Raw genomic sequence first — 21,461 nt, forward strand, 5'->3', positions numbered from 1 at the left:
GGCGATGACTGAGCGGGGCGGGCGCGCCACGATGCGCGACGTCGCCGCCCTCGCCGGGGTCAGCATCAAGACGGTGTCGCGGGTGGTCAACGCCGAACCGGGAGTGGCCGATCCCGTGCGCGGGCGCGTCCAGGAAGCCGTCACCCGCCTCGACTACCGGCACCACCTCGGCGCCAGCAACCTGCGCCGCGGCTCGAGCCGGAGCGGCCTCATCGGCGCCCTGCTCCAGGACGTGAGCAACAGCTTCTCCGCCGCGCTGCTGCGCTCCCTCGAGGACGCCGCCCGGACCCGGGGCACCGCCATCCTCTCCGCGAGCCTCGACGAGGAGCCCGACCGGGAGCTGAGCCTCGTCCACGACCTCGTGACCCGTCGGGTCGACGGCCTCGTCATCATGCCGTCGACCCTTCGTCAGGACTACCTGTCGTCGGAGGTGAGGGCCGGGCTGCCGGTGGTGTTCGTCGATCGTGAGCCCCAGGGGGTGGCCGCGGACTCGGTCAGCGTGGAGAACTTCGAGGGTGCCCAGATGGGGACCGAACACCTTCTCGCACAAGGCCATCGACGCATCGCCTGCCTCACCGACCTGCCCGAGATCTCCACCGCGCAGAGGCGGAGGGCCGGGTTCGTCCAGGCGTATGCCGAGCGGGGGCAGCGGCCCGACGAGCGCCTCATGGTCTCGGGGCTGCGGGGCGCCGCCGCGGCCGAGGAGGCGGTCATCCAGCTGCTGGACCTCCACCGCCCGCCGACGGCGGTCTTCGCCGGGCGCAACGACCTGGCACAGGGCACGGTCCGGGCGCTCCGTCGGCGCGGGCTCAGCCGGTCGGTGGCCGTCGTCGGGTTCGACGACTTCCCTTTGGCCGACCTGCTCACCCCGGCCCTCACCGTGATCCGCCAGGACGTCGGTCGGATCGGTCGCCGCACCGCCGAGATCCTGCTGGGCCGCATCGACGGCGACACCTCGCCCCCGCAGCGGGTGGTCGTCGAGCCCACCCTGGTCGTCCGCGGCTCCGGCGAGATCCCGCCCGGCTGACACCACCGCCTCCGTGCCCGACGTCGGGCACGGAGGCGGTGGCGGCCGATCCGGTCAGGGGCGCAGCGGCGTCACCTTGACGTCGACCGCCTTGGCCGACCCTCCCACCGCATAGGTGGCGATACCGGTGGCCGAGGCCGGCGGGTACACGAGGTCGGTGACGGAGCGCTGTCCGCCCTCCGCGAGGACCTCGACCGAGCTGCGGTCGAGGTATGCCGTGAAGGTCACCTCTCCGTCGCGGACCGTCACCGGGGCCTCCTCGACGCTGGCGAAGAGGGCGTGGAAGCCGACGTCACCGCTCTTCGTCCGGTCGACGAGGAGGGTGCCGTCGCGACGGACCCCGATCCTGGTGCCGACCGAGCCGTCGGCGCTGCGCCTCACCACGACGCCCGCCTCGCTGGCCGCACCGAGGTGCACCCGCACCTCGACCTTCGCCACCGTCGCGTCCAGCCCCGTCGGCCGCTCGCCGACCGCCACCGGGCGGACCTTGGCCTGCTGCTTCTCCCGGTTCACGAGGGCAGCCTCGACCCCTGGCACCGGAGCCTGCCGCAGCTGTGGACCGGCGTCGGACGAGACGAGGGACAGCGTGCGGGGCATCGTCATCTGGCCCCGCCATGGGCTCGTCGGGACGTCCTGGGCGTACTGCCAGTTGTTCATCCAGCCGATGGCGATGCGCTGGGAGTCCGGCAGGCCGTTGAAGGTCACGCCCGCGTAGTTGTCCCGGCCGTAGTCGACCCAGTCCGCCCGGTCGGTGCCGTTCTTCGCGGGGGCGTCCGCGAGCATGAACTGGTCGGCCAAGACGTGGCCCCAGCCGCCAGAGCTGTGGTCGACGATGCGGATCTGCGCCGAGCGACCCTGCAGGTCGGAGAGGTCCCACGAGGCCCAGTCGAGGGCCTCGCTGTCAGAGCCGGTGCTGGAGCGCACGACCTCACCGTCGACGACGAGGTTGACCGTCGTCTGGACGTCACGCGGTCCGGCGGCGGTGTCGGAGAAGCGGATGTCGTCGACCATGAGGTGGCCCCAGTCCCCGGTGGCGTTCTCGTCGCGCACGACGATGCGGGCCGTCGAGCCCACGACCGAGCGGGCGTCGATGTGGCGCCAGTCCATGTCACCCGAGCTGTTGCCGGTCACGGACCCGACGACCGCACCGCCCGACACGAGCTCGACCACGGTCGGACCACTGGTCCCGAGCGGGTGGTTCCCGCCGGCGATGAGGAGGTTGACCCAGTCGCGGGTCACCGTGAACTCCGGCGACACGAAGGTGCCGGTCGCGGGGTCGCAGCGGTCGGGCACGACGCAGGTGTCGAGGACCTTGTCCCCCTGGTGGTAGGGCAGGCCCGAGCTCGTCGCGCCGTAGCCGACGAACTCGCCGGTGGCGCTCCACCCGGCGGGCAAGTGGGTCGCCGGGTCGAGGGTCTCGAAGTCGGTGAACACCGTGCCGCCCGGGTCGCCCTGGGTCGAACCGGGGACCGCCGGGTGGCGGCCACCGGCGACGAGGAAGTTCAGGTATCGCTGGTCGATCGTGAACTCCGGCGAGGTCAGCTCGCCCTGGGCCGCGTCGAAGTCGACGAAGCTGTTCACGAGGCGCTCCCCGACGTAGCCGGTGACGGCCTGCTGTCCGGGCAGGGTCCCGGCGACGGGCTCGGAGCCGAAGGCAGTCCCGGTCGGGGTCCAGCCGGCATACCCGTTCTCGAAGCCCTGAAGGAGCGTTCCCGACGGGGGCTCGTAGGTCGCGGGGCCGTCGGCGGTGAACGTCGTGCCGTCGAAGTCGCCCACGAAGTACTGGGTGCCGGAGCCGCCGGCGATGCCGCCCGGGTTGAGGCTCACGAGCATGACCCACTTGACGTTGGCCGGGTCACCGTCGACCGCGAGCGGGAAGAGGTCGGGGCACTCCCACACCCCACCCGTCGCGTTGCGCGGGCCGAACTCGGACAGCCGGGTCCAGCTCTTGAGGTCGGCCGAGCGCCAGATGAGCACCTTGTGCTCGTTGGCGATGACGGCGACCATCCGCCACTCCTTCGCCGGCGCGTACCAGAACACCTTGGGGTCGCGGAACTCGCGCGAACCGATGTCGATGACCGGGTTGCCGGAGTACTTGGTCCAGGTCTGGCCGTCGTCGGTCGAGTAGGCCAGTGACTGCGCCTGGATGCCGTCGCGGCCGCTGGCGGGCGTGTAGGCGCTGGTGTACATCGCCACGAGCGGCGGGTTCTGCGCCGTGCCGAAGCCCGAGCTGTTGGCCGTGTCCACGACGACCGAGCCGGAGAACACCCCCTCGTTGGCGTCGAACGGGATCGCGACGGGCTGCTCGTCCCAGTGCACGAGGTCGGCGCTTGTCGCGTGACCCCAGGACATGTTGCCCCACCGGTCACCGAGCGGGTTGTACTGGAAGAAGAGGTGGTAGACGCCCTTGTGGAAGACGAGCCCGTTGGGGTCGTTCATCCAGTTCTTGGCCGGGCTGAAGTGGTAGGCGGGCCGGTGCTGCGGCGTGTCGGCCGCAGCCGGCGCGACGCCCAGCGCCGCGAGCACCGCGACGACGAAGAGGACGAGGCCGTGGCGGCGCGTACGTGGTCGGACGAGATGTGGCATGGAATGGTCTCCCCGGGTATGACAACGTTGTCAAGGCACGACCTCACACGTGACCGGGGAGTACGTCAACCGGAGATGTCGGATGGTGAGACGTGCCGGGAACCCCTCGAGCACGTCGACGCAGGGCGGCGGGTGTGGGATTTGAACCCACGAGAGGTCTCCCTCTGGTCGCTTTCAAGGCGACTGCACTAGGCCACTATGCGAACCCGCCCGGCCCACCGGCGAACCGGTGACCGACAGACAGGGTATGCCGCGAGCGCCCCTGCCGCGGAACCCGGCGGCCGACATCCCGGCAGGTAGGGTCGTTGCTCACATCGAAAGGGATGGTCACCGTGCCCAAACTGAGTTTCCTCGCCGGCCTCGCCGCCGGCTACGTCCTCGGCGCCCGCGCCGGACGCGAGCGCTACGCCCAGATCAAGACCGTCTCCGGCAAGGTCTGGCAGAGCAAGCCGGTCCAGAAGCAGGTCTCCGCCGCCAAGGAGAGCGCCCGGACCAAGGCGGCTCCGGTGGTGGCCGACTTCGTCGCCGATGCCGCCAAGGCCACGGGCGAGAAGCTGCGCGCCTCTCGCACCATCCCGTCACACGTCAGCGACCCGGGGAGCCGCTCCGTCGGCGAGGAGAAGTGGGTTCCGACGCCCGGGGCGCCCGGCGACGACCCGTGGGCCAAGGCCACCGGCCACTGACCGCGCCGGCCGCACCCCGCCCATCCCGAGCAACGCCGGCGACGGCACTGCACCGGGGAGGGCGAGGTCGGCGAGCAGGACCGCGGTCCCGGCGACGCCGTTGAGGAGCGACACGTCGCCGTCGGCGCCACGCAGTCCGCACGGCCACCCCTCCGGGGCCGTTCCGGCCGCCTGCACGTAGTCGTCGGCGGCGGCCAGCGCCAGCCTCCGGTGCTCCTCCTCGCCGAGGACGTCGGCCGCCAGCGCCACAACGGCAGCCGGCCCACCGGCGCCGTGGCACAACGTCCACCCCGCCATGAGTGCCTCGGCGCCGTGCTCGGCAGCGAGTGACGCGGCGTCGGTCATGGCCCGGCCGCACCGTTGGACGGCCATCTCGGCCTCGGCGCGGGTCGTGTCCAGCGACCAGGGGACCTCGAGCCCGGACCCGGTCAGCTCGAGCACCCGCAGCCGCACCGCTCCGGCGCCGGCTGCCCCGTGGCACCACAGGTCCGGCCAGGTCACCTCGCCCTCACGCAGGTCGGGCCATCCACCTCGGGCCGGGTCCGACCACGACGCCTCCCAGGCGAGCGCCTCCTGTGCGAGGCCGAGGGCCTGCGGCGCGAGCTCCGGCCACACGGCGGCGGCCTCGACGAGGGCCCACGCCACGCCCGAGGCGCCGTGGGCCAGCCCGCACAGCGGTCGCGCGGCGTCCCCCGCCAGCCGGGTGTCGGGCCAGCTGCACCCCCAGGCCTCCACCCGGGAGCGGTGCCACAGCTCGGTGACGATGGCTGCCGCATGCCGCTCGTGCCGCCGGGTTCGTGCCAGCGAGAGGAGGATGCCGGCCAGGCCGTCGGTGAGGTCGCTCCCCTCGGACCACCCCGGCGCCTCTGGCCCTCCCGGCCGCAGGAGCAGGTCGACCCCGGCCTCGCCCACGAGCAGCCCTGCGGGGACATCGGATCCGGTCGGCCGGGCTCGCGACAGCTCCGTCGCGGCCGAGGCGCCGAGCTCCCGCGCCTCGGGTCGGTCGAGGACGGTGCCGAGCTGCGTCAGCGCCCACGCGACCCCGGCATCGCCGTCATAGAGGGATCGCTGCCCGGCGACGACCGCGAGCGGCCGCCCGTCGGGATCCAGTTCCCAGGCCGGCCACGTCGGTGCACCGGTGTCGTCGAGGATCGCCGTGCGGACGAGCACGTCGACGCATCGGTGCGCCGCGTCGAGCACCCGCTCGCGCTGTCCGTCCACGCCCGGCCGACGAGCTGTCGCGCCCATGAATCTGCCCTCCTCGATCTCGGTCGCCGTGGCGCTCACCCGGCCACCTCCACGGTGGCCGCGGCCCGGTGGGGCGCGGCAGGGTCGATGCCCCGGCGTCGAAGCTCGGTCGCCACGGCGTCGAGCCACTCCGGCGGGGACAGGGGGCGCCCGTCGAGCCGGGCGTCGGCGCTCGCCAGCGCAGCACAGCGCGCCTCACCGAAGCTCTCACCGGTCCCCGGCTCCTCCGCCCAGCCCACCCCGTCGGCCAGCATCGCGGTCAGCGGTGGCGGCTCCCCGGCGGTCAACCCGACCACGGCGGCGACGACCGTCTCCAGTGCGCTGTGACGCAGAGGCCCGGCGAGGTAGACGACGCACGAGTCGGGGCGGCTGAGGTGCTCCGACGACGCCGTCATCTTGAGCAGCCACTCGCGGTGGCTCGCCAGTGCTGCCGTAACGGCGTGCACCAGTCGGGCCGACGCACCCGGCGCCGGTCGCAGGTAGGCGCGCACCAGCGGAGCATGGTCGAGTCGCGGGTCCCAGCCGCTGCCCCAGGTCCGCCACCATCCCTCCTGCACCACGCCGCCCTGACGGCTGACGGCCCGCACCCGGTCCCCCACGCGCGGGGGGAAGCCCGCCCGACCGCGGGTGGTGACGTACTCCCCCCGGCACAGGGCCCGTCGCCCGGTCGCGGTCGCGACCACCACCACGCCTGCGATCCCGGTCGCGACGACGTCGCTCTCCGTGGCGACCCAGGTCTGGGCCCCGTCGTGCGCCGCCCGGGCCGCGCCACCCACGGGGGCGGTCCAGCGGTCGAGCGGCGCCGGCTGTGGTGGGCGGACGGCATACCAGTGCCGGTAGAGGACGTCGGCCGGGCTCCCCTCGTGTCCGGCCCGCAGGACGTCGTATGCCGTCCGCACCTGTGCGGCGTGCTCCGGTTGCCACGCGCTCATGCCGGCACCTCCTCGGCGGCGCCGAGCGCACGGGCGAGGAGGCGCGCCGTGTCGGTGGCGCCGGCCTCGCCATGGGTGGCGCTCACCTGCCAGGCGGTGAGCAGCGCCCGGACGCAACGCCACGGGGCCGTGAGGGCCGCGGGTCCGCAGGCCGACCAGTAGGCCTCGAGGCAGAGCGCGGCCAGGTCGAGCCCGGGCCGGGACAGGTCGGTGAGCACGGCGGCGGCCGAGGCGAGGTCGTGCTCGGGGCACCCCCGTCCACCCAGCTCGAAGTCGACGAGCCCGACGCGCACGTCACCCGCGGACGAGGTCGCAACGATGACGTTGCCGGGCGAGACGTCGCCGTGGACGACGTGGGTCGGGCGCCACTGGGCTCGTGCCGCCGCCAGGGCCCGCTGCACGCCCGGGTGGTCGAGGGCCTCGAGGAGTGCTCGGGCCTGGGGCAGGTCGGCGGCGCCCTGCATCGAGGGCGGCAGCCGGTCCAGCAGGGGCCACGGGCGAGGAGCCATGGGCAGGTCCGGCGACGCGGGGTGCCGGTGCAGGCGGGCCAGCGCCCGCCCGAGCTCGACCGCCGCCGGCCGCCGGACCGCGTCCTGCCCGACGGAGCCCAGCTCCTCGCCCGGCAGGGCGGTCATCCACACCGACCCCGATCCCCCCTGTCGGATCGGGGTCGGTGCGAGTCGAAGGGGCGCGATCGCGCCCAGGATGGCGGCCTCCACGGCCGCCGTGTCGTCGCCGTCGAGCCGGGCCGCGGTGCCGCGCTGCTTGACGTAGCCGACCGACCGGCCGGCGTGCTCGACCACGTGGACCGGGTTGCTGCGGGACACCGGGCGCACCCGCACCCGACCCGCCCGCACGTCCGCCGCGGGGACCAACCCGTGGCGGACGGCATCGGCGAGCAGCCCGGGACTGGTGAGCATGCTCAGCCCTGTCCCGACGTGCCGGAGGCCTCGACGTCGAGCGCGTCGACCTCCTCGAGGGCGGCGAGGTAGCCGGCCCAGTAGACGTCCTCGGCCGCCTGCTCGACCTCGTCGAGGGAGGAGCCGTAGGCGTCGGAGCGGGGGTTGGTCCACCGGTCGACGGGCAGCTCCAGGTCCCCGCCGCACGCCCGGGTGGGAAGCGGGCACCCGGCGCGGGTCACCTGCAGGTCACACAGCGCGATCCTCGTGATGTCGCACGAGCTGGGCCGGGTGACGACGTCGCAGATGCCCGGCCTCGTCACCGTGGGGCACAGAGCCGCGACCCGTGTCTTGACCGTGGGGCAGATCGGGTCGACCTGGGTCTTGAAGCAGATCGCGATCCGCGACCTGAGGCAGGTCGACAGCGGCCGGGTGACCGGCAGGAGCGTGGGGACGAGCAGGTCGACCGACAGCTCGTCGAGGACGGCCTGGACGGGGTTGGCGAAGGTCATCGACCCGTCGGTGGCACCGGCGAAGAGCAGACCCACGACGTGGCGCGACGTGTCCAGGATGACCGACCCGGAGTCGCCGCTGTTGGAGAAGCGCGGGTTGCGCGCGGTGTCGGTGTCGATGCGGATCTGGTGCCGCAACGTCCGCGGTCCCACGTCGCTGCCGTAGTCGACGTTGACGGTGAAGTCCACCGAGGCCACGGTCCCGAAGGTGTGCTCGGTGGTCCGCCCGCGCTTCTGGACGGCCATGCCGACTGTCGCAGTGGCGGGTCCGGCGACGTCCCCCACGCCAGTGACCGTCGCCGACCACGGCTGCCCGGCGTCGACGGTGATGACGGCGCCGTCGATGTTGTCCGACAGCGCGGCTCGGGTGAGCGCCCCGAAGTCGCCGGTCGGCGCGCCACCGTCGACGAGCGAGGGCTGGACCTGGCGGTCCCCGACGCTCCAGGTGTTGTTGACGCACGCGACGTGGAAGTTCGTGAGCGCCATCGTGGCCCCGGTGGCTCGGTCGCGAACCATGGCACCGAGCGTGCCGACGAAGACGAAGTTCCCCGGCGCCGGCACGTCGGGGGGAGCGAGCGCGACGCTGCGACGCGGCCCGATGCTGATGCCACCGGCGAGCGTCGGGTAGTCGGCCGGGTCGACCTGGAGCTCGGCGTCCTCCACCTGCCGCATCGCCGGCTGCAGCTCGATGACGAGCTCTTGGACGTCGGTCCTGACACCGTCGATCTCGGTGGGGATCACCGCCCCCTGCGCGAGCTCGAACGTGGGCTTCTTCTGCTCGACGAAGACGACGATGCTCAGCTCGCCGGTCTTCTCGCCGTCGGTCTCCTTCTCGGCGATGTCGACGGCGACGACCCCCGGCCGGGCGATGAGGTCGTCCTCGACGGACTCCTTCACCGGCCGGATCTCGGAGCGTCGAGCGGCGTGCTCGTGCTGTGTGGCCATGACTGCTCCTCGGGTGGGGCGGGGCCGCCCCTGCGCGACCCCGACATGCAGCAAGGAGCACGCGGGTCCGTCCCAGATACATCACGGCGGCCACCACATGGGACGCAGGAGAAATCCGCCGGAGCAGGTATCTGCCGAGGGCCTGGTGACTCCTTCCCCTGTGACCGGCCAGTCCCTACCCTGAGTCCACGGCACCACGCCGCCGGGGTCGGGAGCACAGCTCACGGAAGGCACAGATGAACCACGACAGAGGCCAGGACAGGGCTCCTCGCCGCATCCCCCCGACCCGCATCCCCGGCACCGCCGCGCGCCGCCTCGGTGCGCGCACGCTCGACCCGGCGACCGCCGCCCGCGGTGACGGCGGTCCGGCACCCGAGCCCACGGCATACGTGTCCGACGTCATCCTCGTCCCGGGCCTCGAGGGCCAGGGCCGGCGCTCGAAGGGCGCGATGGCGCGGCTGCGGGCGGTGGCCGGCCGGGGCGGGTATGCCGTGGAGCCGGTTCCCGACGACGGCCTGCTCGGCTTCGCGCAGGACAGGGAGCTGCTCGACGACCTCGACCGGGTGGGGCACACCGCCGTCCGGCTCGTCCCGCTCGAGGGTGCGGGTCCGCTTCCGGACGCCTGGGACCTGCTGCAGCAGGCGCGGTCCCGCAACCCGCGCAGGACGGTCAAGGAGGGCAGCGGTGCCACCCACCAGCCGCCCGACGAGGACGACCCTGACGACCCGGGGCCCGAGGCGGCCAAGGGGCTGGGGCTGGCCCACGTCATGACGGCGAGCGGGTACGGCGACGGGATCGGGTACGGCGACGGGATCGGCTACGGGGACGGGATCGGGTACGGGGACGGGATCGGGTACGGCGACGGCATCGGGTACGGAGACGGCATCGGCGGAGGTCCCAGAGGCCGGATCCCCGTCGTCTGGTCCGCACCCGCCCCCACCCGCACGAGGACAGACGGGCCGGTCGTCGCCACGCTCGACACCGGCCTGGGTGAGCACGAGTGGTTCCCCGAGGGCGACGGCGCCGAACGCCACCCACAGCCCGGAGGCCCGCAGCTCGGGGTGAGCTTCCCCGCCGGCGCGGACCCGGAGGTCAGCGGAGTCACCATCGACCGCGTCAACGGCCGCCTCGACCCGATCGCCGGCCACGGCACGTTCATCGCCGGCATCGTGCGGCAGCACTGCCCCGACGCGTCCATCCTGTCGGTCCCCGTGATGTGGGGCGACGGCGTCGCCGACGAGGTCGACGTCCTGCGGGCGCTCACCGGTCTCTATGCGCGTCAGCTCGCCGCGCTCCGTGACCAGGACCTCGCCCGGACCGTCGACGTCATCACGCTCTCCCTCGGCTACCGGCACGAGACGCCGGGGTCCTTCGACGAGGAGGAGGCGCTCTTCACCGTGCTGCGAGGGCTGTCGGACCTCGGGGTGACCGTGGTCGCCGCGGTCGGCAACAACGCGAGCGACGTCGAGTTCTTTCCCGCGGCGTTCGCCTCGCACGTGACGACCGGGGCGCCCATGGTGAGCGTGGGCGCGCTCAACCCCGACCGTCGCACCGTCTCCGTCTACTCCAACACCGGCCCCTGGGTGCAGTCCTACCGGCCCGCCACCGCCGTGGTCAGCACGATGCCGCAGACCTTCAACGCCTCGCAGCGCGGCTCGCTGCTCCGTCAGGCCAACCCCACCCTGGCCGCCACCATGCCCACCCGCGGGGCCATAGACTCCGACGACTTCAGCGGGGGCTTCGGCCTGTGGAGCGGCACGTCGTTCGCTGCCCCGGCCCTCGCCGGTGACATCGCCCAGCAGCTGGTGGACCACCGCGGCGCGACCGCCGAGGAGCGCTGCGAGCGGGCGCGCACGGCCGTCACCACCGCCCTGCACGCGGGAAGGGTCCCGGCATGAGCACCGAGCGCTCCGCGTCCGCGGGCTCGCCGGCGCCGGTCGCCGCGGGGCTGGCGGTGACGGCAGCCGTCGCGTTCACGCGCCACCGCGAGGGCGACTCCAGCGCGATGGGTGACCTCGTCGACCAGGTGACGCCGCTGCTGTGGCACACCGCGCGGTCGCAGGGCGCCGACCCGGCCACCGCCGAGGACGTCGTCCAGACCGCGTGGCTCCGGCTCGTCGAGCACACGAGCGACATCTCCGACCCGCAGGCCGTCCTGCAGTGGCTGCTCATGACGACCAGGCGGGAGGCGTGGCGCTCGGTGCGCCGGGACCGCCGCACCGTGCCGCACGAGCCGTGGGAGGAGCCGTCGCCGGCCGACGGTGCTGCACCGGTCCCCGTGCCGGACCCCGCGGTCGCCACGGAGGACGCCGAGGTCGCCAGCGCCGTCTGGCGCCACGTCGAGAGCCTGCCCGGCCGGTGCCAGCAGCTGCTGCGCCTCGTGGCGTTCGTCGAGCGGCCCGACTACTCGGTCGTCAGCGCAGCCCTCAGGATCCCCGTGGGAAGCATCGGCCCGACCCGTGGCCGGTGCCTCGCGAAGCTCCGTCTGGCGCTGCTCTCCGACCCGTCGTGGGAGGTGACGGCATGACTCCCGACCCTCATGAGGAGGTCCTCGCCGGGCAGCCGATCGACCACGGCGACGAGCGTGCCCTCCGACTGGTGCGAGCGCACCTGGCGGTCGTGGACCCCGTCCCGGGCGACCTCGCGGAGCGGGTGAAGTTCGCGATGACGGTCGCCAGCCTCGAGGCCGAGGTCGCACACCTCATGCAGGACGCCCCCGAGCTCACGACCGTGCGCACCACGGACTACGACCGGGCGACGACGGTCACCTTCGAGAGCGGCTCGCTGAGCATCATGGTGACGCTCGATGAGGGCGAGGGCTCGTCCACCACCCTGCGTGGGTGGGTGACCGCGCCGGGTGCCGAGGTGGAGCTGCGTGAGCGCTCCCGCAGCTCGGTGACCGTCGCCGACGACGAGGGACGCTTCGTCTTCGCACGGGTCGAGCGCGGCACGGTCAACCTCGTGATCCGGCTCGACGACGAGCTCGGCGTCCGCCCGGTCATCACCCCCGGGATCGAGATCTGAGGGGCGCCCCGTCACGACGATCGAGCGCATCCTCAGCCTTCACGCGAAGGGCCAGTTGGAGAACTCGGCGGGGCACTACCGCCGGGCCGATGCCGCGCTGTCTCGAGCCCTGACGGCACTCGACCGGACGCGTGAGGACGGTGTCGACGACGAGGAGGTCGCCCGGCTGCGGGCGCGCATCCTCATCACGCGTGCGGTCTCGCGGCTGGGGATCGACGGTCCCGAGGCCGCGCTGACGCTCCTCGACGGGGTGAGGGACCTGGCGCGGGAGCGGTCGGCGCCGATTCTCGAGGTGCAGGCGCACCTGCAGGCGGGGGCGATCCACGTGATGTGCTCGAACTGGATCGAGGCACTCGACGAGCTCGCCCACGTCGAGCCCCACCTCGACGAGCTCGTGCCGCGGGAGCGCGCCTCGGCCCTCATCAACCGTGGCCTCGCCGCGGTGTCGCTCCAGGACCTCGACGGTGGCCGCCGCGACCTCGAGCGCGCCCTCGAGGTGGCGGTCGAGCACGACTTCCCCCACCAGGAGTTCAAGGCCCGACACAACCTCGGCTGCGTCGCCTACCTCGCCGGCGACATCCCGGACGCCCTGCGGCTCATGGCGGAGGCGGCGGAGATGCCGACCGACGTGGGCCTGGCCCGGGCGCACCTCGACCACGCGAAGGTCCTCCTCGACGCCGGGCTCGTCGACGAGGCGGAGGTCGTGCTCCACCGCGGGCTCGAGGCCGCCCGCCGTGACCGGCAGCGGCTCGAGCGCGGCGACCTCCAGCTCGACCTCGCCCGAGCGGCGCTGCTGCGGGGTGACCCGGGGCGGGCGCGGGTCCGCGCCGGGCACGCGGCCCGGACGTTCCGGGCCCTGCGGGCGACGACGCGGGCGGACGAGGTGGAGCTCTTCGGTGCGGCGGTCGACCTCGGGGCCGGTCGCCACCTCGCGCGCGCGGCCAGGGTCGCGGCCCGGTGGGAGACGCTCACGCCGGTGCTGCCGTCCGAGCGGTTGGCGACCCGGATCCGGATGGAGGTGGCCCTGGCCCGCGCCGACCTCGAGCGGGCCAGGACGGAGCTCGCTCGGCTCGAGTCCCCGCACCCACGGCCGCTCGGCGCCGTGATGCACGAGCACCTGCTGGCGTCGCGGCTGGCGTCGGCCGAGGGAGACCGCGAGCGCGCGACGTCGATCCTGCGGGACGCGGCTCGGCGGCTCGCCCGCGAGCAGGGCGACGTCCACAGCCTCGAGGTGCGTGCAGGGCTGGCCTTCCACGCCGCCCGCATCCGGGACGTCGACGTCATGGACGCCACCGACTCCGGGACGGTGGAGGAGCTGTTCGAGAGCGTGGAGCGATGGCGGGCCGCGTCGCACCGCGTCCCGCCGCTGCGGCCCCCGGACGACCCGGAGACCGCCGACCTCGTCCGACGGCTCCGCCGGGTGGGGCACCGTGGCACCGACGCCGCGGACCAGAGCACGGCGTCCGACGTGTCCGTCCTGCAGGGCGCCATCACCCAACGGCTGCGCAGCGTGCGTGGCTCCCACGGCACCACCGACGACGCACCGACGACGGCGGAGGAGACGGTGTGTGTGGTCCGCGAGCGAGGCGTGACGCTCGTGACGTTCCACGAGGTGCGGGGCACGGTCGTCCGTCTGGTCGTCACCGGTACGGGGATCCGGCAGAGCGTCCTGGGACCCGTGGGCGAGGTCGCGACGGTCGCCTCCCGCGCGACGTCGGACCTGCGTGCCGCTGCCGTCGCGCGCCCGTCCATGGCGGCTTTCCTCCGGCAGGCTCGCGACTCGTCGCTGCGGGGTGTCGACGAGACGCTCCTGCGGGGCCTCGACCCGGACGGGACGGTGGTCGTCGTCCCCACCGTCGCGCTGGCCTCCCTCCCGTGGCGGGCGCTGCCCTCCCTGCGCGAGCACCCCGTCGTGGCCGCCCCGTCCGTGACCGCATGGGTGCGTCGCGGGGTCGGTTCGGCCCGCCCACCCACGGTGACGGCGCTCGTCGGACCGGGACTGCCGCGTGGTCGCGCGGAGGTGGACGCGGTCGCCCGGGCGTGGGGACGGCATACCGGCGCAGGGGCGGTGACCACCACACCGACGTATGCCGTCAGCGCGGACGTGCGCTCCGCGCTCGCCTCGTCGAGCGTCGTCCACCTCGCCGCGCACGGGCACCACGTCGACCAGAGCCCCCTCTTCTCCAGCCTCGACGTCGCGGACGGGCCGGTGTTCGCGCACGAGCTCGCCGCGCCGGTCGCGGCGGAGCTCGTCGTCCTGTCGGCGTGCGACGTGGGCCGTAGCCGGGGACGCACCGGTGACGAGCCGCTCGGCCTCGCCGCCGCGCTGCTCATCCTCGGTGTGCAGTGCGTCGTCGCGGCGACGAATCCGGTGCACGACGACGTCGCGGCGGCGGCGATGGTCGACCTGCACCAACGCCTCGTCGACGGGACCGATGTCGCCACCGCGCTCCAGCAGACGGCCCGGGCGGTCGAGGGCGCCGAGTCGTTCTGCGCCTACGGCAGCACGTGGTCCCGCCCCATCATCGAGGGTCTCAGATGAAGATGGCCGGGGAGGCGAAGAGCGCCTCGTAGGGGTCGTCGCCGGGGTGGTCGGGGAAACGGACGGTGGCGGGGATGCCGGTCGCCACGGCGCCGGAGGGGACGTCCTTGACGACGACCGAGTTGGCCCCGATCTGCACGTCGTCCCCGACGTCGACGGGACCGAGGATGCGCGCCCCGGCACCGATGGTCACGCGACTGCCCACGGTGGGGTGGCGCTTGACCTTGGCCAGCGTCCGGCCTCCGAGCGTCACGCCGTGGTAGAGCATGACGTCGTCGCCGACCTCGGCCGTCTCGCCGATGACGACCCCCATGCCGTGGTCGATGAAGAAGCGCCGGCCGATCGTGGCCCCCGGGTGGATCTCCACCCCGGTCACCGCACGGGTGAGGGTCGACAGCCCACGCGCCACCGGCTTGAGGTGGGGACGGACCCACAGCTTGTGCGCGAGACGGTACGACCAGATCGCGTGCAGGCCCGGCGAGTTGATCACCAGGTCGGTGCGCGAGGCCGCGGCGGGGTCACGGACCACCGCCGCGTCCACGTCCTCCCGGATGCTCGCCACGGCCCGCCGCACACGGGAACGCAGGCGAGCGCCCGGCACACCGGACAGCCGCGGGCGGTCAGTCAACGAGTCCCTCGAAGAGGATCGTGGACAGGTAGCGCTCGCCGTAGCTCGGGATGATGACGACGATGGTCTTGCCGGCGTTCTCGGGGCGCGTGGCGACCTGGTTGGCGGCGGCGAGGGCGGCGCCGGAGGAGATGCCGACGAGCAGGCCCTCGTCGGTGGCGGCCTTGCGGGCCCAGTCGACCGACGTCTGGGCGTTGATGTCGATGACCTCGTCGTAGACCTCGGTGTCGAGGATCTCGGGGACGAAGTTGGCGCCGATGCCCTGGATCTTGTGCGGGCCGGGAGCGCCGCCGTTGAGGATCGCGGACTCCTCCGGCTCGACGGCGATGATCTGCACACCGGGCTTGCGCTCCTTGAGGACCTGACCGACGCCGGTGATGGTGCCACCGGTGCCGATGCCGGCCACGACGATGTCGACGGCGCCGTCGGTGTCGCGCCAGATCTCCTCGGCGGTGGTGCGTCGGTGGACCTCGGGGTTGGCCGCGTTGGCGAACTGGCGGGCGAGAACCGCGCCCTCGCGCTCGGCCACGATCTCCTCGGCCTTGTTGACCGCACCCTTCATTCCCTCGGAGCCCGGCGTGAGGACGAGCTCGGCGCCGTAGGCGCGCAGGAGCGCGCGGCGCTCCTTGCTCATCGTCTCGGGCATGGCGAGGACGACCTTGTAGCCGCGGGCCGCGCCGACCATCGCCAGCGCGATGCCGGTGTTGCCGGAGGTCGCCTCCACGACGGTGCCGCCGGGCTTGAGCTCACCCGAGGCCTCGGCGGCGTCGATGATCGCGACGCCGATGCGGTCCTTGACCGAGCTGGCCGGGTTGTAGAACTCGAGCTTCGCGGCGACGGTCGTGCCCTCGGGAGCGTCGATGATCCGGTTGATCCGGACGAGCGGGGTGTTGCCGACGGCGTGGGTGACGTCCTCGAGGATGGGCATGAGGTCTCCGTTGCTTCTCGTGAGTGCGCGCAGGGGGCGCAGCGGGATGGCTGGACTGGTACGCGGCCCAGTCTTCCAGAAACGCCCAGGTCGCTTATGACTATTCCAACACCGCGTTATCCGGCCACGTCGACGGCTGGCCGGCGGCGCCGGGACGCGGCCGTCGGCGCGGTGTGCGAAGCGGGCATCGGGGGTAGACAGGACGTGTCGTCGAGGACACAGGACTGCACGGCGACCAGCCCCGGCCAACGCCCGACGACGAGGAGCACTGATGCGCATCGGCTACACGTTGATGACCGAACAGAGCGGACCCAAGGACCTCGTGAGGTGGGCTGTCGGCGCCGAGGAGGCCGGCTTCGACTTCGAGGTCATGAGCGACCACTACTCGCCGTGGCTGTCTGCGCAGGGGCACGCGCCCTACGCCTGGAGCGTCCTCGGCGCGGTGGCCCACGCGACGGAGCGGGTCGACCTCATGACCTACGTGACCTGTCCGACGACCCGCTACCACCCGGCCGTCGTGGCGCAGAAGGCGGCGACGCTCCAGCTGCTCGCCGACGGCCGGTTCACCCTCGGGCTGGGCAGCGGGGAGAGCCTCAACGAGCACGTCGTGGGCACGGGCTGGCCCGCTCTCGCCACGCGACAGGACATGCTCGAGGAAGCGGTCGAGGTGATCCGCGCGCTCCACACCGGCGAGCTCGTCGACCACCACGGCGAGTACTTCCGCGTCGAGTCGGCCCGCATCTGGGACGTGCCCGAGGGTGGGGTGCCGATCGGCGTCGCGGTGAGCGGGGAGAAGTCGATCGCCCGCTTCGCGCCGGTGGCCGACCACCTGATCGCGGTCGAGCCGAAGGCCGAGCTGCTCGAGACGTGGAACGCCACGAGCGGTGCGCCGTCCATCCCGGACTCGGGTCGCGCCATCGGCCAGATCCCGATCTGCTGGGACCCGGACGAGAAGGCCGCGGTGCAGCGTGCGCACGAGCAGTTCCGGTGGTTCGCCGGCGGCTGGTCGGTCAACGCCGACCTCCCGACGACGGCCGGCTTCGCGGGGGCCACCCAGTTCGTCCGCCCGGAGGACGTCGCGGAGTCGATCCCGTGCGGTCCGGACCTCGATGCCATCGCCGAGGCGGTGTCGGAGTTCGCCACGGCGGGCTTCACCGACGTCGCCCTCGTGCAGATCGGTGGCGAGCACCAGGAGCAGTTCCTCGCCGAGGCCGCCGGTTCGCTGCTCGAGAGGCTTCGCGCCGGCTCGTGAGTCCGGCCACAGCCGGTGCGAGCGGCGTCACTGAGCGGTATGCGCGCGCTTAGTGCTCAGTAGACTCGCGGGCATGTCCGCGCTCCAGGTCGTCGCCATCGCGCTCTGCTTCCCGATCATGCTCATCGGGTGGGTCCTGCTCTTCCGCCAGATCGGTCGGTTCGTCACGCTCTACCGGGTCGGCCAGCCCGACCCGCGCCGCACCGACGACCCGATGGCCCGGACGTGGACGCTGACCAAGGAGTTCCTCGGACACACCCGCATGGCGCGGCTGCCGGTCGTGGCCGTCGCCCACTGGTTCACCGCCCTGTCGTTCATGCTGCTCATCGGCACCCTCGTCAACGCCTTCGGCCAGCTGATCGAGCCGTCGTGGGTCCTGCCGGTGATCGGGCACTTCCCGCCCTTCGAGTGGATGACCGAGCTGTTCTCCTGGGGCGGCCTCCTGGGCATCCTCGCCCTGATCGTCATCCGCCAGCGGCAGCACCCCCGTTCGGCCGCCGGTGAGAAGGGTCGCCGCTCGCGCTTCTTCGGGTCGACGTGGTGGCAGGCCTACTACGTCGAGGCGACGATCCTCGGCGTCACCCTCTGCATCCTCACGCTGCGGACCCTCGAGGCGGCGTTGACCAGGGTCGAGGACCCGAGCGAGAGCATCGCGCTGCACTTCCCGCTGACGGGCTGGCTCTCCGGCCTGTGGTCCGGCATGTCGGTCGCCGGGCTCGAGACGGCCATCGTCCTCGTCGCCATGGTCAAGATCCTCATCTCGTTCGCGTGGATGATCACCATCTCCCTCCAGCCGACGATGGGCGTCGCCTGGCACCGCTTCCTCGCCTTCCCCAACATCTGGTTCAAGCGCGAGTCGTCCGGCCGCACCGCCCTCGGCAACCTCAAGCCGATGACGATGGGCGACGGGACGCCGTTCTCCATGGAGGCGATGGAGGCCATGGAGGAGGCCGCTGGGGACGCCGAGGTCGAGCCCGTCCTCGGTGTCGGCAAGGTCGAGGACTTCACCTGGAAGGGCCTGCTCGACTTCTCGACCTGCACCGAGTGCGGCCGCTGCCAGTCGCAGTGCCCCGCCTGGAACACCGACAAGCCGCTCTCCCCCAAGATGCTCGTCATGGCGCTGCGCGACCACGCCGACGCCAAGTCGCCGTGGCTGACCGCCTCCGACGAGGCCCGCGCCTCGCTGCCCGGAGCGACCACCGCCCTCGCGGAACGGCCCCTCATCGGGAAGACCGGCTACGAGATCGGCGACCCGCGGACGGCATACAACCCTCTCGGGATCGGACCGGACGGCGAGCCGAGCGCGATCATCGACGAGGACGTCCTGTGGTCGTGCACGACCTGCGGCGCGTGCGTCGAGCAGTGCCCGGTCGACATCGAGCACGTCGACCACATCGTCGACATGCGGCGCTACCAGACGCTCATCGAGTCGGCGTTCCCCTCGGAACTCGGCGGGCTGTTCAAGAACCTCGAGTCCAAGGGCAACCCGTGGGGCATGGGTGCGCGCGCCCGCCTCGACTGGGCCAAGGACCTCCCGTTCGAAGTACGAGTCATCGGCGGCAAGGGCAACAACTCGGTTGAGTCGGCGTCCGAGGTGGACTACCTGTTCTGGGTCGGCTGCGCCGGCGCCTACGAGGACCGCGCCAAGAAGACCACGCGCGCGGTCGCCGAGCTCCTCGACACCGCCGGTGTCTCGTTCGCCGTCCTCGGTGACGGCGAGACCTGCACCGGTGACTCCGCACGCCGCGCGGGCAACGAGATGCTCTTCTCGATGCTCGCCCAGCAGAACGTCGAGACCCTCAACGGGGTCGACGCACAGAAGATCGTCGTCACCTGCGCCCACTGCTTCAACACGATCAAGAACGAGTACCCCGACCTCGGCGGGAAGTTCGAGGTCGTCCACCACACCCAGCTGCTCAACCGGCTCGTACGCGACAAGAAGCTCGTGCCGGTCGCGCGTCCCGCCGACGAGCCGGCGATGTCGTCGGCCAAGAACGCTGCGTCCACGGCCGCCACGGTGACCTACCACGACCCCTGCTATCTCGGTCGGCACAACAACGTCTACGCCCCGCCGCGCGAGCTCATCGGCGCCCTGCCCGGCGTCGAGCTGCGCGAGATGGAGCGCACCAAGGAGAAGTCGTTCTGCTGCGGCGCCGGCGGCGCACGCATGTGGATGGAGGAGAAGCTCGGCGGGCGGATCAACATGAACCGCACCGAGGAGGCCCTCGCGACCGGTGCCGAGCGCATCGCCATCGGGTGCCCGTTCTGCCGCGTGATGATCTCCGACGGGCTCACCGCGAAGCAGGCCGAGGGTGTCGGCGAGGACGTCGAGGTCGTCGACGTCGCGCAGATGTTGCTCGCCGCGGTGCGTCGCGGTCAGGACGAGCCCGAGTCGTCCGAGACGACCGAACCCTCGTATGCCGGCCGCTCCCGTGACGCTCTCCCCGCCGGTGCCGCTGTGGCAACCGGTGCCGCTGCGGGGGCCGGTGCCACGGCGGTCGACGCGAGCGACTCCGGTGCGACGGTCGGTTCCGACACGGCTGCGGAACCTGTTGCGACAGCAGACACCGCATCGGCACCCGCTGCTGAGGCGGACCCGTGGGACGCGCCCGCCGCACCGGCCCCGGCAGCCACGTCCGCGCCCATCGCGGAGGCCGACCCGTGGGACGCGCCCACCACACCTGCGCCGGCAGCCAAGTCCGCATCCGCCGCGGAGGCCGACTCCTGGGACGCACCCACCGCACCTGCGCCGGCAACCGAGTCCGCGCCCGCCGCGGAGGCCGACCCTTGGGACACCCCGGCTGACCCCGACGCGATCGCCGGGGCGTCGGAGGGCGAGCCCAGCCCCGAGAAGGCGGAGAAGGCGGCCGCCGCCTCGACCGACGACGTCGACCCGTGGGACGAGCCCACCACCTCCGCCCAAGCCGAGACGCCCGACGTCGCACCGTCACCCACGAAGGCACCCGCCGCCTCGACCGACGACGTCGACCCGTGGGACGAGCCCGCCACCACCACCACCGCCCAAGCCGAGACGCCTGACGCCGCCCCGTCGCCGACGGAGACGCCCGCCGCCTCGGCCGACGACGTCGACCCGTGGGACGAGCCCGCCACCACCACCACCGCCCAAGCCGAGACGCCTGACGCCGCCCCGTCGCCGACGGAGACGCCCGCCGCCTCGGCCGACGACGTCGACCCGTGGGACGAGCCCGCCACCACCACCACCGCCCAAGCCGAGACGCCTGACGCCGCCCCGTCGCCGACGGAGACGCCCGCCGCCTCGGCCGACGACGTCGACCCGTGGGACGAGCCCGCCACCACCACCACCCCAGCCGAGACGCCTGACGTCGCACCGTTCCCCACGGAGACGCCCGCCGCCTCGGCCGACGACGTCGACCCCTGGGACGAGCCCGCCACCACCACCACCACCCCAGCCGAGACGCCTGACGTCGCACCGTCACCCACGAAGACGCCCGCCGCCTCGGCCGACGCGGGAGAGGACCACGAGTCGGAGGCGGTCACGCCGACTCCCTCCTCGGGAGGAACACCACCAGCCAATGCCGACGAGCTGCTCAGCGCTCCGGACCCCTGGGACTGAACGACCCTCGCGTCATCATCGGGCTCCATCGACGACATCGTCGGTGGGGCTCGATGCATGTGAATCGATTTTCGCTGGAGTTTCCCGCCTGATGCGCAACGTCTGAGTCGCCTGGGACCAGCGAGTCAGGAATGGCATAGAGCGCCGGATCGGGTTGCAGGACAGCCGTTTTGCGTTGGGGTGGCTGTCGGTGGTGGCCCGTAGGGTTCTTTCCATGGGGACGGCGACGGTGCTGAGCTACGCGGAGTGCGTGCAGCGGTTGCGTGCAGCGCGGGAGGCCGCGGCGGTGATGCCGTCGGTGGTGTGGCAGGCCTCCGGCGCCGAGCTGGCCGAGGGGATGCAGGCCCTGGGTGAGCTGTCCGCGGCCGGGGAGGGCGCCGAGGTCGCGGTCACGGTCGAAGCGCTCGAGCGCGGCGAGCCGGCCCTGCAGCGCCCGCCGGTGTCGGCGCGGGAGTGGGTCGCGACCCACCACCGCCGGTACGCCGTGGCCGGTGCGGCCCGGCTGGTCCAGGTCGCGCAGGCGTGCCGCGACACCCGCCACACCATCCTGGCCGAAGCGGTCGTGTCCGGGCGGGTCAGCGTCGGGACCGCGCAGGTCGCGCTGAAGGAGATGCGGCTGCTGCGCCCGCACCTGCGACCGGAGGCGGTCGACACCGTCTG

General features: G+C 72.9%; 15 protein-coding genes, 1 tRNA gene and 1 pseudogene. 9 read left to right on the forward strand and 8 right to left on the reverse strand.

Features of this window, described 5'->3' with window-relative positions; genetic code table 11:
- Positions 1–4 precede the first annotated feature (4 nt).
- A complete protein-coding gene (locus ACOJV9_RS12625; RefSeq protein ID WP_420185566.1) occupies positions 5–1,027 on the forward strand; it encodes a LacI family DNA-binding transcriptional regulator in 1,023 nt (340 codons plus the stop codon).
- A 54-nt stretch (positions 1,028–1,081) separates the two neighbouring features.
- Here ACOJV9_RS12625 and ACOJV9_RS12630 read toward each other — a convergent pair whose 3' ends face one another.
- Both ACOJV9_RS12630 and ACOJV9_RS12635 read right to left on the reverse strand, forming a co-directional pair.
- Complete coding sequence (locus tag ACOJV9_RS12630) at positions 1,082–3,613, reverse strand: glycoside hydrolase family 32 protein (protein ID WP_420185567.1); 2,532 nt, start codon at positions 3,611–3,613, stop codon at positions 1,082–1,084.
- Between the two features lie 126 nt (positions 3,614–3,739).
- Positions 3,740–3,824 (reverse strand) — tRNA-Ser (locus tag ACOJV9_RS12635).
- A gap of 121 nt (positions 3,825–3,945) precedes the next feature.
- Between ACOJV9_RS12635 and ACOJV9_RS12640 the strand changes: the two genes are divergently transcribed.
- On the forward strand, positions 3,946–4,296 hold the full coding sequence (locus ACOJV9_RS12640; protein ID WP_420185568.1) for a protoporphyrinogen oxidase: 351 nt from the start codon (positions 3,946–3,948) through the stop codon (positions 4,294–4,296).
- Here the strand turns inward: ACOJV9_RS12640 and ACOJV9_RS12645 are convergent.
- From ACOJV9_RS12645 to ACOJV9_RS12660, 4 genes are read right to left on the reverse strand one after another with little or no spacing between them, the layout of a single operon-like run.
- Positions 4,192–5,583, reverse strand: coding sequence for a lanthionine synthetase LanC family protein (locus ACOJV9_RS12645; protein ID WP_420185569.1), 1,392 nt, complete (start codon positions 5,581–5,583; stop codon positions 4,192–4,194). The two genes, ACOJV9_RS12640 and ACOJV9_RS12645, sit on opposite strands and share 105 nt — an antisense overlap.
- Positions 5,580–6,476 (reverse strand): T3SS effector HopA1 family protein, encoded by an 897-nt coding sequence (locus ACOJV9_RS12650; RefSeq protein ID WP_420185570.1) that lies wholly within the window; start codon positions 6,474–6,476, stop codon positions 5,580–5,582. Before ACOJV9_RS12650 ends, ACOJV9_RS12645 begins: the two co-directional genes overlap by 4 nt.
- Positions 6,473–7,396, reverse strand: a complete 924-nt coding sequence (locus tag ACOJV9_RS12655; protein WP_420185571.1) for a phosphotransferase family protein — start codon at positions 7,394–7,396, stop codon at positions 6,473–6,475. The genes ACOJV9_RS12650 and ACOJV9_RS12655 overlap by 4 nt, the downstream gene beginning before the upstream one ends.
- 2 nt (positions 7,397–7,398) lie before the next feature.
- A complete protein-coding gene (locus tag ACOJV9_RS12660; protein WP_420185572.1) occupies positions 7,399–8,832 on the reverse strand; it encodes a hypothetical protein in 1,434 nt (477 codons plus the stop codon).
- A 236-nt stretch (positions 8,833–9,068) separates the two neighbouring features.
- Here ACOJV9_RS12660 and ACOJV9_RS12665 point away from each other — a divergent pair, with 236 nt between their 5' ends.
- From ACOJV9_RS12665 to ACOJV9_RS12680, 4 genes are read left to right on the forward strand one after another with little or no spacing between them, the layout of a single operon-like run.
- Positions 9,069–10,730 carry a S8/S53 family peptidase gene (locus ACOJV9_RS12665; RefSeq protein ID WP_420185573.1) on the forward strand — a complete coding sequence of 554 codons (1,662 nt, stop codon included), beginning with the start codon at positions 9,069–9,071 and terminating at the stop codon, positions 10,728–10,730.
- Positions 10,727–11,359: an RNA polymerase sigma factor gene (locus ACOJV9_RS12670; RefSeq protein WP_420185574.1), complete on the forward strand. Its 633-nt coding sequence runs from the start codon at positions 10,727–10,729 to the stop codon at positions 11,357–11,359. Before ACOJV9_RS12665 ends, ACOJV9_RS12670 begins: the two co-directional genes overlap by 4 nt.
- On the forward strand, positions 11,356–11,856 hold the full coding sequence (locus ACOJV9_RS12675) for a hypothetical protein (protein WP_420185575.1): 501 nt from the start codon (positions 11,356–11,358) through the stop codon (positions 11,854–11,856). Before ACOJV9_RS12670 ends, ACOJV9_RS12675 begins: the two co-directional genes overlap by 4 nt.
- Positions 11,857–11,911: 55 nt before the next feature.
- Positions 11,912–14,398, forward strand: coding sequence for a CHAT domain-containing protein (locus ACOJV9_RS12680; protein ID WP_420185576.1), 2,487 nt, complete (start codon positions 11,912–11,914; stop codon positions 14,396–14,398).
- Here the strand turns inward: ACOJV9_RS12680 and cysE are convergent.
- Positions 14,391–15,026 carry a serine O-acetyltransferase gene (gene cysE, locus ACOJV9_RS12685; protein ID WP_420185577.1) on the reverse strand — a complete coding sequence of 212 codons (636 nt, stop codon included), beginning with the start codon at positions 15,024–15,026 and terminating at the stop codon, positions 14,391–14,393. The two genes, ACOJV9_RS12680 and cysE, sit on opposite strands and share 8 nt — an antisense overlap.
- Complete coding sequence (gene cysK, locus ACOJV9_RS12690; protein WP_420185578.1) at positions 15,019–15,954, reverse strand: cysteine synthase A; 936 nt, start codon at positions 15,952–15,954, stop codon at positions 15,019–15,021. Before cysK ends, cysE begins: the two co-directional genes overlap by 8 nt.
- Before the next feature lie 268 nt (positions 15,955–16,222).
- On the opposite strand from cysK, the gene ACOJV9_RS12695 reads away from it, so the two are divergent.
- From ACOJV9_RS12695 to ACOJV9_RS12705, 3 genes and pseudogenes are all read left to right on the forward strand, one after another.
- The gene (locus ACOJV9_RS12695) at positions 16,223–17,206 is read left to right on the forward strand and encodes an LLM class F420-dependent oxidoreductase (RefSeq protein WP_420185585.1); all 984 of its coding nucleotides are present in this window, start codon (positions 16,223–16,225) and stop codon (positions 17,204–17,206) included.
- Between the two features lie 73 nt (positions 17,207–17,279).
- Positions 17,280–20,801: a heterodisulfide reductase-related iron-sulfur binding cluster gene (locus ACOJV9_RS12700; RefSeq protein WP_420185579.1), complete on the forward strand. Its 3,522-nt coding sequence runs from the start codon at positions 17,280–17,282 to the stop codon at positions 20,799–20,801.
- A gap of 214 nt (positions 20,802–21,015) precedes the next feature.
- Positions 21,016–21,461 (forward strand): annotated as a pseudogene (locus ACOJV9_RS12705) (hypothetical protein); the annotation flags it as partial.

Source organism: Knoellia terrae (assembly GCF_048606435.1).
Classification (GTDB): domain Bacteria; phylum Actinomycetota; class Actinomycetes; order Actinomycetales; family Dermatophilaceae; genus Knoellia; species Knoellia terrae.